The sequence below is a fragment of the Kitasatospora sp. Xyl93 genome (assembly GCF_055383135.1).
The window spans coordinates 1673570-1686732 of sequence record NZ_AP029185.1 but is presented as its reverse complement, the minus strand read 5'-3'; the positions used below and the strand labels follow the sequence as shown (position 1 = coordinate 1686732).

Sequence of the window (13163 nt, the reverse complement as noted above, 5' to 3'; positions counted from 1 at the left end):
ACGCTGCCGGGGTGCTGTGTGCGGTTGTTCGGCTACGCCGGAGGCTGGCCCGTCCGACTTCTCGTGCCGGCCCGACGCCGTGACACCGCGGCAAGCCCGGTGGGCGTCAGCCGGTGGGGGAGGTGGGCGGGGCCGGGGCGGCCGCCGGGGGCGGGGTGGTGGCGCCGGGCCAGGACTCGTCGAGGGTGCCGTCGGGGCGGACGGTGTAGCGGGTGGAGGAGACGGCCCCGGTGACGGCCGAGCGCTCCTCGCGGACGACCGTGCCGCCTTCCAACCGCCAGCCGGCCGCCGCCTGCGGGTCGGCCACCGAGGTGCGGGAGGTGGTGGCGACCGGCGTGTCCCCGGCGAAGGTGTAGAGCTGGACGAGGTCGACCGGCGCCGAGCCCTCCGTGCGCCGCAGGACGACCACCGCGGCCGGCAGGCCCTTGTACCGGGCCGGCAGCACCGCGCTCAGCGCGACCTGCGGCCCGGCCCCGACGGAGTGCCCGTTCTGCAGGGTGACGGCGGGCCCGCCGGGCCCGTCGGGGTAGCTGTGGTTGGGCCAGTCCACGGCCGGCACCGGCGCCTGCGGGGGCGTCAGCCCGGCGTCCGCGCCGCTGCGGGCGGCTGCCGGCAGCGGTACGGCCGAGGCCTGTGGCGCGACGTCGGCCGACGTCCCCGGTACGGCCTGCTGGCTGCCGGAGCCGGCGTTCGCCACCACCGCGGTCGGCGGCCGCACGCTCCGGTCGTCCCGGTTCTCGCAGCCCTGCGCCGCCGCGATGGCCAGCGCCACCCCGATGGTCACCGTGACGAAGACCACCAGCCGCTGCCGGAGCAGCCGCTGCCGTGCGGTGCCGGGCCGTCCGCCGGGGACGGGGGTGTGCTGGCGGTCCCGGGGACGCACCCGGTCACGGGGCCCGGGGCGGGCCGGCGGCGGGGTCTGCGGGTGGTCCGGACGCTTCCGCAGCGGGCGGGTCACCGGCGTGGCCTCGGACCGGGGGGCGGGCGCGGCCGGGCCGTGCGGGCGCCGTCCGGCGGCCCCGGCCGCCTGCGCACCGGGTCGGCCCGCCGCCGCCCGGGCCCGCGCCGCGGCGGGCGGCTCTGGCGAGCGCCCGGGGGCGGGCACGCCCTGACGGCCGTTCTCCTGCTGGGCCGGAGCCGGAGCCGGCGCGTTCCGCCCGGGCCGCGCCCCGCGGGTGCCGGCGGCGGAGGCCCCCGCCGCCGTACCGCGCGCCGCGAGCTCGCTGAGCCGCTCGTGCAGCGCGGCGGCCCCGGGCCGTTCGGCGGGCTCCTTGGCCAGGCAGGCCCGGATCAGCGGTGCCAGCTGCGGCGGTACCGCCGAGAGGTCGGGCTCCTCGTGGACGACCCGGTACAGCATCACTTCGGAGGACGCCCCGGACCCGAACGGGGTGTCCCCCGTGAGGGCGTACGCGAGGGTCGCCCCGAAGGCGAAGACGTCGGTGGCGGGCGTGACGGCGGCCCCGCGCACCTGCTCGGGCGCGAGGAAGCCGGGGGAGCCGACCGCCGTGCCGACGTGGGTGAGCGTGCTGGCGCCGCGCGACCACGCGATGCCGAAGTCGATGATCCGCGGGCCCCGGGGCGAGAGCAGGATGTTGGACGGCTTGAGGTCCCGGTGGACCACCCCCGCCTCGTGCACCTTGACCAGTCCGTCGGCCAGCGCGGCCCCGATCCGGGCCGCCTCGGGCCAGTTCATCGGCCCCTCGTCGCCGACCCGCTTGTAGAGCGAGGGCCCCGGCACGTACGCGGTGGCCAGCCAGGGCCGGTCGGTCTCGATGTCGGAGCCGACCACGCGCGCGGTGCAGCCGCCCCGGATCCGGGAGGCGGCGGCGATCTCGCGGGCGAAGCGGGTACGGAACTCCTGGTCCTCGGCGAGTTCGGCGCGGATGAGCTTGAGGGCGACGCGCTGTCCGCGGCGGTCGGACCCGAGGTACACCACGCCCATGCCGCCGGCGCCAAGTCGCCGGTGCAGGCGGTACGGCCCGACGATGCGGGGGTCCTCACGCCTCAGCCGCATCATCGCCATGTTTCGTTCCCCGTCAGCCGGTGGGTGAGGCCCCGTCGGTTGGGGCATCGTCAGTTCCTGTCCGGCACAGCTTACGGACTGCCCGCTGCGGTGTGCTGATACGCAACACCTGAAGCCGCCGTGCGATTGTCGGATCGTGCGCTGACCTGCAGATCACAGGGCCGTCGAGGGGCGTCTCGGGGTTTCCCCTCAGGGTTCCCTCGGGGGTCGGAGGAGAGTTCCGTCCCCCTGCGGTAGTACGTCCCGAGTCCCATCGTCATCCTCCGGGACGTCCGAGGAACAGTACGACGGCATGACGTCCGCAGGGCCCCCGGCCCATAGCGTTGTGTCCAGCGGTGGACGGGGAGCTCGTCCCCCGAGGTAAGCCGTCCACCGCGCCAAACTCGACCGGATCAGGAGCAAGGACATGCCACCGCAGCTCACGGGAACCTCCCGCCGCCGTCGGCCGGCCTTCGTCCAGTCCCGGTCCGCCGAGCAGCCCACCCGGCACCCCGCCGTGGCGCTGGCCATGGCCCTGCCGTGCGCCGTGCTCCTGGTGCTGCTCTTCGGTGGGTGGGAGCAGATGGCGAACCAGGCGCAGGCCCTCGCCGATCTGGTCACCCGCTGAGCAGGAGGAAGAAGGACACCGGCCCCGAGCCGGTCGAAGACGGGCACCGATCCCCTGGGGACGGGGAACGGTGCCGCCGGGGAGGCCGCGGCCGCGATGACTCGCGGACGGGCGGGAGCGGTGCGCAGAGCACCCCGGCAGGCGGAGGTGCCGCGTACGGACGTCGGTGAGGGCGTCCGTACGCGGCTCTTCCCGTTCCCCCCGCAGTTCCGCGTCCCGATCCGTACGGGGACGCAAAGAGACCGGGGCCGCAGTCCTCACGGACTACGACCCCGGTCGTCACTGTGCGCGATACTGGGATTGAACCAGTGACCCCTACCGTGTCAAGGTAGTGCTCTCCCGCTGAGCTAATCGCGCCTGGTAGGGCGGTCATGCAGTGGACCCCGGGGGATCCGACGTGCGCGATACTGGGATTGAACCAGTGACCCCTACCGTGTCAAGGTAGTGCTCTCCCGCTGAGCTAATCGCGCCTGATGAGGCGGTGTTGCAGCAGACCCCGGAGGGCCCGTTACTGTGCGCGATACTGGGATTGAACCAGTGACCCCTACCGTGTCAAGGTAGTGCTCTCCCGCTGAGCTAATCGCGCCTGATGAGGCGGTCGTGCAGCAGACCCCGGGGGACCCGACGTGCGCGATACTGGGATTGAACCAGTGACCCCTACCGTGTCAAGGTAGTGCTCTCCCGCTGAGCTAATCGCGCGGGGAGGCCCCCGGTGGAACCGGGGGACCTCTTGGAGGTGGAGACGGGATTTGAACCCGTGTACACGGCTTTGCAGGCCGTTGCCTCGCCTCTCGGCCACTCCACCAGGCAACGCATGAAGAACGATCTTACACTGTTCTCCATCGAGCGGACGACGAGATTCGAACTCGCGACCCTCACCTTGGCAAGGTGATGCTCTACCAACTGAGCCACGTCCGCCTGTCTCCCGGGGACCTTCACCGCTTTTCTTCGGCTGCGCTCCCTGGCGACGTGTTGAACTCTAGCGGATTCCCGGGCCAGCTAAAAATCCGTTCCCGCAGCATGCCGCGGGGATGACCGGCGAGTGCCGTCCCGTCAGCCCTCCCGGCCGGTCACCGGCCACCACCTGCGGCGCTCCCGGAGGATCATCCGCAGGTCACCCGGCGCACACCCACGCGACGCACGCGGCTGCTCGCGCGCGGGGGCGCGCGCTGCTCAAGGCCCACGCCCCCCGACCTACACTTCAGGCACCGCCCCCAGCACCACCGCGCAGGAGAACCGTGTCCGGCCACCCCGACCCCCGCACCCCGCTCGCCCGCTTCGGCGGCCGCCTGGCCACCGGACTGCGCGACGTCACCTCGGACCCGGCCGCCCTCGACTCCGCCGGCTACTGGGCCGTCGCCTACGACTTCGAGGGCCGCCTCACCTGCGCCCGCTTCGACCGGCTCCGCCCCGCCCCCGCCCCGCCCTCCGGTGCCGGCTGGCGCGGACCCGAGGCCGGCAGCTGGCACAGCTCCCTCGACCGCGCCGCCTACACCGCCGGCGTCCGCCGCATCCGCGAGCACATCGCCGCCGGCGAGGTCTACCAGGCCAACCTCTGCCGGGTGCTCTCCGCGCCGCTGCCCGACCCGGACCACAGCGACGTCGACGCCCTCACCGGCCTCCTCGCCCGCGGCAACCCCGCGCCCTACGCCGGCACCGTCCGCCTGCCCGGGCACGGCGTCGAGATCGCCACCGCCTCGCCCGAGCTCTACCTGCGCCGCACCGGCCGCACCGTCTCCTCCGGCCCGATCAAGGGCACCGGCCGCACCGAGGACGACCTCCTCGACAAGGACCACGCCGAGAACGTGATGATCGTCGACCTGGTCCGCAACGACCTCGGCCGGGTCTGCGAGACCGGCAGCGTCACCGTCCCCGACCTCTGCGCCGTCGAGAAGCACCCCGGCCTGGTCCACCTGGTCTCCACCGTCGAGGGCACCCTCGGCGAGGGCGCCGGCTGGCCCGAGCTCCTCGCCGCCACCTTCCCGCCCGGCTCCGTCACCGGTGCCCCCAAGTCCAGCGCCCTGCGGATCATCGAAGCCCTGGAGACCGCCCCGCGCGGCCCCTACTGCGGCGCCGTCGGCTGGGTCGACGCCGACCGCGGCGAGGCCGAACTCGCCGTCGGCATCCGCACCTTCTGGATCGACCGGACGGACCCCGACGCACCCGTCCTGCGCTTCGGCACCGGCGCCGGCATCACCTGGGGCTCCGACCCCGAACGCGAATGGGCCGAAACCGAACTGAAGGCGGCCCGACTGGTCGCGATAGCGTCGGGCAGCGAACCCGGCGCCCGGTCCGGCAGCGGACCCGATCCGACCGGGGCCTGAGCCCCTACCGCTTAGGAGCAGCACCTGATGCACAACCGCACCACGAGCTGGGTCAACGGCTCCCTGGTCGACTCCGCCGACGCGGCCGTCTCGGTCCTCGACCACGGCCTCACCACCGGCGACGGCGTCTTCGAGACCCTGAAGACGGTCGACGGCCGCGCCTTCGCGGTCACCCGCCACCTCGACCGGCTCACCCGCTCCGCCCGGGGCCTCGGCCTGGCCGACCCCGACCACGACCTGGTCCGCGAGGCCTGCGCCCAGGTCCTCGCCGCCAACCCCGCACCGCTCGGCCGGCTGCGCGTCACCTACACCGGCGGCAACGGCCCGCTCAGCTCCGAGCGCGGCACCACCGGCCCGACCCTGGTCGTCGCCCTCAACGCGATCGGCCACCGCCCCGACGAGACCGCCGTCGTCGTGGTCCCCTGGCGCCGCAACGAGCACAGCGCCGTCGCCGGCCTCAAGACCACCTCGTACGCCGAGAACGTCGTCGCCCTGGCCGCCGCCCACCGCGCCGGCGCCTCCGAGGCCCTGTTCGCCAACACCGCCGGCCGGCTCTGCGAGGGCACCGGCTCCAACGTTTTCATGGTCCTCGGCGGCCGCCTGCTCACCCCCGCCCTCGCCTCCGGCTGCCTGGCCGGCATCACCCGGCAGCTCGTCGTCGACTGGTGCGGCGCCGAGGAGGCCGACCTCCCGCTCAGCGCCCTCCAGGACGCCGAGGAGGTCTTCCTGACGTCCTCCACCCGCGACGTCCAGGCCGTCACCCGCGTCGACGACCGCGAGCTGCCCGGCATCGGCCCCGTCACCGCCAAGGCCATGGCCGTCTTCGCCGAGCGCAGCGGCGACGACCTCGACCCGTGATCCCCCGGGCAGCGCACCGGTCGCGTGGATAACCCTCCGGGCAACGGGAAGGGAGCACCACATGACCACCACGCTGCGCCCCGAGGGCCCGGAGACACCCACCGCGGCCGGCGGCCGCACCAGACGCTGGCTGATCCTCTCGAACGGCCACCCGGTCGGCGCGCTGCGCACCACCGCCGACCCGCAGGGCGGCCGACTCTGGGGCCGGATATCCGAGTTGGAGATCACCGAGGGCCGCGGCCGGGGCCGGGGCACCTTCGGCGGGCTGGCCGCCGAGGAGGTGCTGCGGACCTGGGGCTGCACCCGGGTCGACGTCTCCGTCCCGGAGTCGGCCGCGGCGGCCCGCGGGCTCGCCGTGACCCTCGGGTACACCGAGCGGGCCCTGGCCATGTCCAAGCTCCTGGCCGCCGCCCCCGACCTGCCGGCCGGGCTGAGCGTGCGCCCGTTCGACCGGCCGGCCGAGCTCCGGGCCTGGTTCGACCGGTCCCTGGAGGACTACGTCGGCGCGATGGTGGACTCCGGTCTCACCGGGGAACAGGCCCGCGCCCGCACCGCCGCCGGCCGGGAGAACCCGGTCGCCTCCGACCCGGAGGCCCCGGGCGCGGTCGTGCGCCGGCTGTACGGCGAGGGCGGGCAGGAGCCGTACGGCCTGCTCTGGCTGCAGCTGCGCCTGCGCGACCTGCCGGACGGCGAACCGCTCGCCTGGGTGATGAAGGTCGAGGTCTCCCCGGCCCACCAGGGCCGGGGACACGGCCGCACGCTGATGCTGGTCGCCGAACGCGAGTGCCTGGCCGCCGGGGTGCGGAACCTCGGCCTCAACGTCTTCTCCGGCAACGAGGTCGCCGTCCGGCTCTACACCTCGCTGGGCTACCTGGTCACCGAGCGCCTCTACGGCAAGCAGCTGTGACCCGACGTGGCGTCAGGAGGACTTCGCCGCCTCGATGACGGCCGTGATCGAGGCGCGCAGCCCCTCCTGGCTCTTCCCGCCGTCGAGGCGCTTGCCGCCGATCACGTACGTCGGCGTGCCGGTGACCCCGATCGCCTTGCCCTCGGCCTGGTCGGCGTCGACGGTCAGCATGTGCCGGCCGTCGATCAGCGCGGTGTCCACCTCGTCGACGTCCGCCCCGACCTCCCGGGCCACCTCCAGCAGCACCTGCTGCCCGCGCGCCTCCAGCTCCGCGGTGCGGGCCAGCAGCGCCTCCACGAACGGCCAGCCCAGCCCCTGCGCGAACGCCTCCTCGGCCGCCTCGGCGGCGGCGTAGGCGTGCTTGTGCTTCTCCAGCGGGAAGTGCCGCAGCTCCACGCTCAGCGCGTCGCCGTACTGCGCCCGCAGCGCCCGTACGTCGTCCAGCGCGGTGTGGCAGTCCGGGCACTGGAGGTCGCACCAGAACTCGAGGCGGGGGAGGGAACCATCGATCATTCCCCCAGTGTTCCACTAGTGGGCGCCCGCTCCGGCCGGAGGTGCGCCCGAGGGCGGACCGAGAGGAAGGCACCGATGACCAGGACGACCGGACCCGAAGGAGCGGCCCCGTGCTGAGCGCGTCGATCAGCTTCATCCTCACCGCGGGCGGGGTGGCCTTCGCGGGGCTGCGGGCCTACCGGCGGCGCTTCCTGTCGGCGACCCGCTGGTTCGCGGTGGCCCTGCTGCCCGCCGGCCTCTACCTGACCGGCCTGTTCCCGCTGGCGAGCACGATCGGCCGGGAGTTCACCGACTGGGCGACCAAGCTGGTCCTCGACCCGCGGGTGTGGACCGGCATCGCGCTGCTCGGCGTCTCCGCGGCCCTGCTGCTCACCACCCGCTGGGTGGGCCGCCGGGGCGGCGCGGTGGAGGGCGCCCCGGAGCGCCCGGCCGCGGCCGGGCCGGCGCCCGAGCGTCCCGCGGTGGCGCCGACGCCCAGGGCCGCGAAGAAGCCCGCCGCGGGCAAGCGCGAGGACGGCCTCGGCGACTTCGCCGACATCGAGGAGATCCTCCGCAAGCGCGGGATCTGAGCGGGACGGCCGGCGGGTCAGGCGGAGGGGACGGCCTCCGCCGACCGCTGCCGCGCCCGGTAGGCGGCGACGTGGAGCCGGTTGCCGCAGGTTCGGCTGTCGCAGTAGCGCCGCGAGCGGTTGCGGGAGAGGTCCACGAAGACCCGTGCGCAGTCCGGCGCCTCGCAGCGGCGCAGCCGCTCCCGCTCGCCCGCCATCAGGATGAAGGCCAGCGCCATGCCCAGCTCGGCCGCCAGGTGGTCACCGAGAGCGGCGTGCGGCGCGAAGTAGTGGATGTGCCAGTCGTGGCCGTCGTGGTCGGTCAGCCGGGGCGTCGTCCCGGCGGCCGCGACGATCGAGTTGACCAGCTCGGCGGCCTGCGCGGTGGACTCCGTCGCGAACACCTCGCGCAGCCGGGTGCGCAGCTCGTGCACCCGCCGCAGGTCGTCCTCGGTCAGCGAGTCGATCTCGCTGATCTCCTGGCGGACCACGAAGGCGTCCAGTGCGGCGACGTCCGGCAGCCGCTCGGCGCCGCACACCTCGGGTGCGGTGTTGAGCAGCTCCACGAGGATGCTCAGCGCGCACTCGGTGTCATGGGTGATCAGCACGTTGGGGGCTCCTCGCGCAGGGGGACTCCGATACCCCGCGTCCACGGTTACCCCAGACCATACCGGGCCTCGTGCCGGTAGGGCGGTGGCTTCTTTCGAATGCGTGTACGTAGTCCGGCAAGGCGTACGAAACCGGGCATCGCCCGGGCGGACCGGCCTCCGGACCGGTGCGACGCCCGCCGGCGGGGCGTCCCCCGAAAGACGTCGGCGCCCGGCACCGAGGCCGGTCACCCGTGGGGATGACCGGCCTCGGTGCCGGGCGCCTGCGGTGCTGTGGCCCCGCTCCGGTGGGAGCGGGGCCGATCACCGGCCCCGAGACCGCGTGTGCGCGGCTGAGTCCGCTGCCGTGCCCCCGAGTAGGACGGCTGCGATGGCGGCAGGGGCTACGGCCCCGCCGACGGCGGGGCGTGACCGCCTCCGGCGGGGTCAGCTTTCGGCGAGGATGTGGGACAGCTCCCGGTCGAGGTCGAAGTGACGGTGTTCGGTGCCGGGGGGCACCGCGGCGTCCGTCCGCTTGAGGAACGACTCAAGCGCCCGGGCCGGGGCCTCCAGCAGGGCTTCTCCTTCCGGAGAGCTCAGCGCGATGCAGACCACCCCTTGCCCGTGGCTGCGCGACGGCCACACCCGGACGTCGCCGGTACCGGTGGGTCGGTGCAGCCCCTCCGCGAGGAGATCTCGGGCGAACACCCACTCCACGGTCTCGTCGGCGCCCGTGTGGAACGTGGCGTGCACGGCGTAGGGGTCGGCGGTGTCGTAGCGCAGGCCCGCGGGGACGGGCAGTGAGGACTCGCTGGACACGATGAGGCGCAGGTGCAGCTCGCAGCTGACCGTGGTGTTCATAAGCGCCATGGCCTTTCGCTCAGTGTGCGCTCGGGGAATCGCACGTCGGCGAACGGACCATCCCACCCCCAAGACCGATGTAAACCCCTCTGTCCCGATTCGGGCGCGAGTCGTACCCCTTACGGCGCATTGCCGAATCGCGTCGCGGCGGCCGGGCCCGGCATTACCCGGGTACTTCTTGGTTAGTTTCCTGGCATGACTGTGCGAAACGACAAGGCGGGCGGGAACGCGAGAACGGGTGAACCGGCTGTGCCGGTTGACACGGCTGCGGACGGCGGACGGGCGGTCGGTTCGAGGGCCCCGGCCTTCGTCCGCCGCTCGCCGGCGCTGCACCGGGTCTGGCAGGTGGCGGTCTTCGTGGCCGGCCTCGCCGTGGTGGCGCTCGGAGTGGTCATGCTGCCGATGCCCGGCCCCGGCTGGCTGGTGATCTTCCTGGGCATGGGGATCTGGTCCACCGAGTTCGTCTGGGCCCAGCTGGTCCTGCGCTGGACCCGCCGCAAGGTCGCCGAGGCCGCCCAGCGGGCCATGGACCCGCGGGTGCGCCGCCGCAACCTGACGCTCACCGCGATCGGGCTGGCCGCCCTCGCGGGGGCGGGCGGCTGGTACTTCGCCCGCTACGGCCTGGCGCTGCCCTGGCGGCTGGACGGGAGCTGACCCGCCCGGGCGGAGGAGCCGCGACCAGCGAGGGTGTTCGGAGCACCCCTCGGGATGCGGTAATGTTTTCCCTGCACCCGGGCGATTAGCTCAGCGGGAGAGCACTTCGTTCACACCGAAGGGGTCACTGGTTCGATCCCAGTATCGCCCACCGGAATGCATTGTGATATGTGAGGCCCAGTCGATTATCGACTGGGCCTCACGTGTATTTCCGGAAACGGTCCCGGGGCGTCGGTAATCGGCTGAGGGGGAGTCACCTCCCGTGCGGGGCGCGAGTTCTGCGGAGTCGTCGGCGGTACCCGGAACGGGCGAGTTGTACGACCGGCCCCGAATGGTGCTACAGTTCTTCTCGTTGCCCGGGCGATTAGCTCAGCGGGAGAGCACTTCGTTCACACCGAAGGGGTCACTGGTTCGATCCCAGTATCGCCCACCGGACAGCACGCAGGCCCTGACCAGGAAACCGGTCAGGGCCTGCGGCGCGTCCGGGCCCCGGATCCCCGGGGCCGCCCGTCACGCCGCCGCCTCGCAGCCGTGCTCGGGCTCCAGCCGGCGCCCGCAGCCGCACCGGGCCGGCCGCAGCGGCCAGGACAGGTCCACCCGCTCCGGCGTCCCCGAACGGTCGAACCAGTTCTGCAGCCCGCGCGCCTGTGCCGCGTGCCAGATCGCCTGCCGCAGGTGCAGCTCCGCCGCCGACAGCCCGCCGAGCGCCGCCGGGTAGCGGGCGCCTATCCGCCGGGTCAGCGCCAGCGCCGCCGTCGCGTCCGCCGCCGCGTCGTGCGCCCCCGCCAGGTCCACGCCGTAGTGGGCGCACAGGTCGGTCAGCGTCCGGCGGCCCTTGCGGTAGCGGTCCACGTGCTTGTCCAGCACCCGCGGATCCAGCACCACCAGCCCGGCCGTCGACAGCCCGTCGGCCAATGTCAGCCCGTGATGGCGGCGCAGCTCCCGGTCCAGCAGCGTCAGGTCGTAGGGCGCGTTCATCACCACCACCGGGTGCCCGGCCCGGGCCTCCGCCGCCAGCGCGCGGACGACCTCCGCCACCACCGTGCGGGCCGGGCGGCCGTGGGCGCGCACCCGGTCGTCGCTGATGCCGTGCACCGCGCGGGCGCCGTCCGGGATCGGAACGCCCGGATCCGCGAGCCAGGAGGTCGTCCGCGCCGGAGCGCCCGGCGCGAGCTGGACGACCAGGGCGGCGGAGACGATCCGGTCGTGCTCCACGTCCACGCCGGTCGTCTCGGTGTCGAACGAGGCGAGTGGGCCGGTGTACCAGTGCTGCTGCATGACTGCCCCTCAGACGAGCGTTGCGCCCGGTTGATACCCGGTTCTGACGCTCCCTCAACCCGTTTGGCCCAAGCCCGACCGGGGATCCTGCCCCTGACCGTCCCGTTCGAATCGACCGGTCCGCCCGGACCGGGGCGGGCCCGGAACCGGGGGAGGCACGGGGCGATGGCACTGACCCAGCCGCAGCCCGAGGAGGCGGCGGACGTCCTGCGGGGGAACCTCGCGGTCACCGCCTGCATGGAGACCCTGCAGGTCGGCTACCTGCACGCGGTCGCCGCCGCGGCGGGCTGCTCGCTCTCCCAGCCGTTCCCGGACAACGGCATCGACTGGCACGTCAGCCACGGCTCCCGGACGCACGAGGTGGACGACGAGGTCACCGTCAAGATCCAGCTCAAGGCCACCCAGCAGGTCGCGCCCGACCCGGCCGGGCCGTTCTTCAGCTTCACCCTCGACAACGACCACCTGCGCAAGCTCGCCCGGCCCCGGGTCGCCGTGCCGCGGATCCTGGTCGTGATGCTGCTGCCGCGCCGGGTCGGGCACTGGCTGCGGGCCCGTCCGGACGCCCTGGAGCTGCGGCACTGCTGCTACTGGGTCAACCTGGCCGGCCACCCGGTCACCGGGCAGCGGCGCACCAACGTCCGGGTGCCCACCGGCAAGGTCTTCGACGACCGCGCGCTCTGCGACATCATGGCCCGGGTCGGCGCGGGCGGCAGCCCGTGACGGCCCGGCCCCGGCAGGGAGGAACCGGACCCATGACACCGCCGCACGGACCGGGCGAGCCGGCCCCGCCCCTGCCCGACCCGGCCGCCGTCGACCCGGCGGTGCTGGCCACCCTGCTCGCCCGGCACGGCTGGGTCCGCCGCGGCGGCCCGGCCGCCCGGTACGGACGCTGGACCCCGCCCGACGGCGAAGCCGGCACCAGCCTGCTCGTCCCGGCCGGGGACGGCTTCGACGACGCCGTCGAACTCCTCGCCGACGCCGTCACCGCGCTCTCCCGTTCCCGCACCCCCTCCGCCCGCTCGATCCTGCTCGCCCTCACCGTGCCCGGCGACGAACTGCGCTGGCACCGCGACCCGCCCGGCCCCGCCGGGGCCGCCCCCTGGGACGAGGCCGAGCGGCTCCGGCAGGCGGCGCGCGGGATGCTCGCCGCCGGGGCCAAGGCCGCCCGGACCAGGGCCGGCTACTTCGGCGCCCGGCTGGACGGCCCCGCCGGGGACTTCCTGGACCGCGTCCTGCTGGTCGAACAGGGCGCCGCCCTCACCGCGTACACCCCCGCCCCCGAGGGCCGCGCCGCCGTCACCACCCTGGTCCGCGCCCTGGAGGCGCTGCGCGACGCCGTCGACTACCGCCGGGTCAGCGGCGGGCCCGAGGCCTTCGGGAGCACCGTCCGGGCCGGCGTCAGCCGCGAACTCGTCCGGTCCGTCGAGGACCTGGTGCGCGACGCGACGGCCGCCCGCTTCGGCGTCGCCTGGTCGCCCGCCGCCGGAACACCGGGCGGCTTCGGGGACCGCCGGATCGACCTCGACTTCTCGCCCGGCGACCTGCCCGCCCTGGCGGAGGCCGCCGACCTGCTGGAACGCATCGAACCCGCCGTCGCCGTCACCGTGGTCGGCGTGGTCACCCGGCTCAAGCGGGCCGACCCGGCCGTGCCTGGCTCGGTACGGCTGCGGGTGCTGGCCGGCGCCGACGTCCGAGAAGTCAGGCTCCGCCTGCCCGACCCCGACTACCGCCTGGCCGTCGAGGCGCACCTCGCGGGCCTGCCGGTCCGGGTCTCCGGCCGGCTGGACCGGCACGGCGGCTTCCGCCGGCTGTCCCGCCCGCACGGCCTGGAGCTCTGCGGCTGGGAGGAAGGGGACCGCGAGCGGCTGCTGAAGTCGCTCCGGGAGAGGACGGAGGAAGGGGGAGAAGGGGCGTAGGTGGACGGCGGGGGCGGCGCTCTCGGTACCATCGTCACGCGCAGCGCAGTGTTGCGTCCTCTGAAATCCAGCACGTCAGGAGAGACC

At 74.3% G+C, this 13163-nt stretch carries 12 protein-coding genes, 8 tRNA genes and 1 pseudogene; 10 read left to right on the top strand and 11 right to left on the bottom strand.

The window, feature by feature from the left end; translation table 11 throughout:
* Positions 1 to 736: 736 nt before the first annotated feature.
* A pseudogene (locus ACZ5GH_RS07060) lies at positions 737 to 2023 on the bottom strand (serine/threonine-protein kinase); the annotation flags it as partial.
* 406 nt (positions 2024 to 2429) lie between these two features.
* On the opposite strand from ACZ5GH_RS07060, the gene ACZ5GH_RS07055 reads away from it, so the two are divergent.
* The gene (locus ACZ5GH_RS07055) at positions 2430 to 2630 is read left to right on the top strand and encodes a hypothetical protein (RefSeq protein ID WP_387750775.1); all 201 of its coding nucleotides are present in this window, start codon (positions 2430 to 2432) and stop codon (positions 2628 to 2630) included.
* A gap of 285 nt (positions 2631 to 2915) precedes the next feature.
* On the opposite strand, the gene ACZ5GH_RS07050 is transcribed toward ACZ5GH_RS07055, so the two are convergent.
* The 6 genes from ACZ5GH_RS07050 to ACZ5GH_RS07025 all read right to left on the bottom strand — a co-directional run bounded on the left by ACZ5GH_RS07050 (position 2916) and on the right by ACZ5GH_RS07025 (position 3548).
* Positions 2916 to 2987, bottom strand: a tRNA-Val gene (locus tag ACZ5GH_RS07050).
* Between the two features lie 41 nt (positions 2988 to 3028).
* Positions 3029 to 3100, bottom strand: a tRNA-Val gene (locus ACZ5GH_RS07045).
* A gap of 44 nt (positions 3101 to 3144) precedes the next feature.
* Positions 3145 to 3216 (bottom strand) — tRNA-Val (locus ACZ5GH_RS07040).
* 41 nt (positions 3217 to 3257) lie between these two features.
* A tRNA-Val gene (locus ACZ5GH_RS07035) sits at positions 3258 to 3329 on the bottom strand.
* 32 nt (positions 3330 to 3361) lie between these two features.
* Positions 3362 to 3435: transfer RNA gene (locus tag ACZ5GH_RS07030), tRNA-Cys, on the bottom strand.
* Between the two features lie 40 nt (positions 3436 to 3475).
* Positions 3476 to 3548 (bottom strand) — tRNA-Gly (locus ACZ5GH_RS07025).
* 320 nt (positions 3549 to 3868) lie between these two features.
* Here ACZ5GH_RS07025 and ACZ5GH_RS07020 point away from each other — a divergent pair.
* The 3 genes from ACZ5GH_RS07020 (at position 3869) to ACZ5GH_RS07010 (ending at position 6719) form a co-directional block, all read left to right on the top strand.
* Positions 3869 to 4954, top strand: coding sequence for a chorismate-binding protein (locus ACZ5GH_RS07020; RefSeq protein ID WP_387750778.1), 1086 nt, complete (start codon positions 3869 to 3871; stop codon positions 4952 to 4954).
* Between the two features lie 27 nt (positions 4955 to 4981).
* A complete protein-coding gene (locus ACZ5GH_RS07015) occupies positions 4982 to 5812 on the top strand; it encodes an aminotransferase class IV (RefSeq protein ID WP_464333726.1) in 831 nt (276 codons plus the stop codon).
* A 61-nt stretch (positions 5813 to 5873) separates the two neighbouring features.
* The gene (locus ACZ5GH_RS07010; RefSeq protein WP_464333725.1) at positions 5874 to 6719 is read left to right on the top strand and encodes a GNAT family N-acetyltransferase; all 846 of its coding nucleotides are present in this window, start codon (positions 5874 to 5876) and stop codon (positions 6717 to 6719) included.
* A 12-nt stretch (positions 6720 to 6731) separates the two neighbouring features.
* Here ACZ5GH_RS07010 and ACZ5GH_RS07005 read toward each other — a convergent pair whose 3' ends face one another.
* Complete coding sequence (locus ACZ5GH_RS07005) at positions 6732 to 7232, bottom strand: DsbA family protein (RefSeq protein WP_464333724.1); 501 nt, start codon at positions 7230 to 7232, stop codon at positions 6732 to 6734.
* A 110-nt stretch (positions 7233 to 7342) separates the two neighbouring features.
* On the opposite strand from ACZ5GH_RS07005, the gene ACZ5GH_RS07000 reads away from it, so the two are divergent.
* Complete coding sequence (locus tag ACZ5GH_RS07000) at positions 7343 to 7801, top strand: hypothetical protein (RefSeq protein ID WP_387750789.1); 459 nt, start codon at positions 7343 to 7345, stop codon at positions 7799 to 7801.
* Between the two features lie 17 nt (positions 7802 to 7818).
* Here ACZ5GH_RS07000 and ACZ5GH_RS06995 read toward each other — a convergent pair whose 3' ends face one another.
* Together ACZ5GH_RS06995 and ACZ5GH_RS06990 are read right to left on the bottom strand one after the other, a co-directional pair.
* Complete coding sequence (locus ACZ5GH_RS06995) at positions 7819 to 8388, bottom strand: CGNR zinc finger domain-containing protein (protein ID WP_387750792.1); 570 nt, start codon at positions 8386 to 8388, stop codon at positions 7819 to 7821.
* A 426-nt stretch (positions 8389 to 8814) separates the two neighbouring features.
* Complete coding sequence (locus ACZ5GH_RS06990) at positions 8815 to 9228, bottom strand: SsgA family sporulation/cell division regulator (protein WP_030056266.1); 414 nt, start codon at positions 9226 to 9228, stop codon at positions 8815 to 8817.
* Between the two features lie 195 nt (positions 9229 to 9423).
* Here ACZ5GH_RS06990 and ACZ5GH_RS06985 point away from each other — a divergent pair, with 195 nt between their 5' ends.
* The 3 genes from ACZ5GH_RS06985 (at position 9424) to ACZ5GH_RS06975 (ending at position 10312) form a co-directional block, all read left to right on the top strand.
* Complete coding sequence (locus tag ACZ5GH_RS06985; protein ID WP_464333723.1) at positions 9424 to 9882, top strand: TIGR02611 family protein; 459 nt, start codon at positions 9424 to 9426, stop codon at positions 9880 to 9882.
* Positions 9883 to 9961: 79 nt separating this feature from the next.
* Positions 9962 to 10033: transfer RNA gene (locus tag ACZ5GH_RS06980), tRNA-Val, on the top strand.
* Between the two features lie 207 nt (positions 10034 to 10240).
* Positions 10241 to 10312: transfer RNA gene (locus ACZ5GH_RS06975), tRNA-Val, on the top strand.
* Between the two features lie 80 nt (positions 10313 to 10392).
* Here the strand turns inward: ACZ5GH_RS06975 and ACZ5GH_RS06970 are convergent.
* Complete coding sequence (locus tag ACZ5GH_RS06970; protein ID WP_387750797.1) at positions 10393 to 11160, bottom strand: exonuclease domain-containing protein; 768 nt, start codon at positions 11158 to 11160, stop codon at positions 10393 to 10395.
* A gap of 165 nt (positions 11161 to 11325) precedes the next feature.
* On the opposite strand from ACZ5GH_RS06970, the gene ACZ5GH_RS06965 reads away from it, so the two are divergent.
* Together ACZ5GH_RS06965 and ACZ5GH_RS06960 are read left to right on the top strand one after the other, a co-directional pair.
* Entirely contained in the window at positions 11326 to 11880 is a 555-nt protein-coding gene (locus ACZ5GH_RS06965; protein WP_387750800.1) for a DUF4365 domain-containing protein, read from the top strand.
* A gap of 32 nt (positions 11881 to 11912) precedes the next feature.
* On the top strand, positions 11913 to 13076 hold the full coding sequence (locus ACZ5GH_RS06960; protein ID WP_464333722.1) for a hypothetical protein: 1164 nt from the start codon (positions 11913 to 11915) through the stop codon (positions 13074 to 13076).
* Positions 13077 to 13163: the final 87 nt, after the last annotated feature.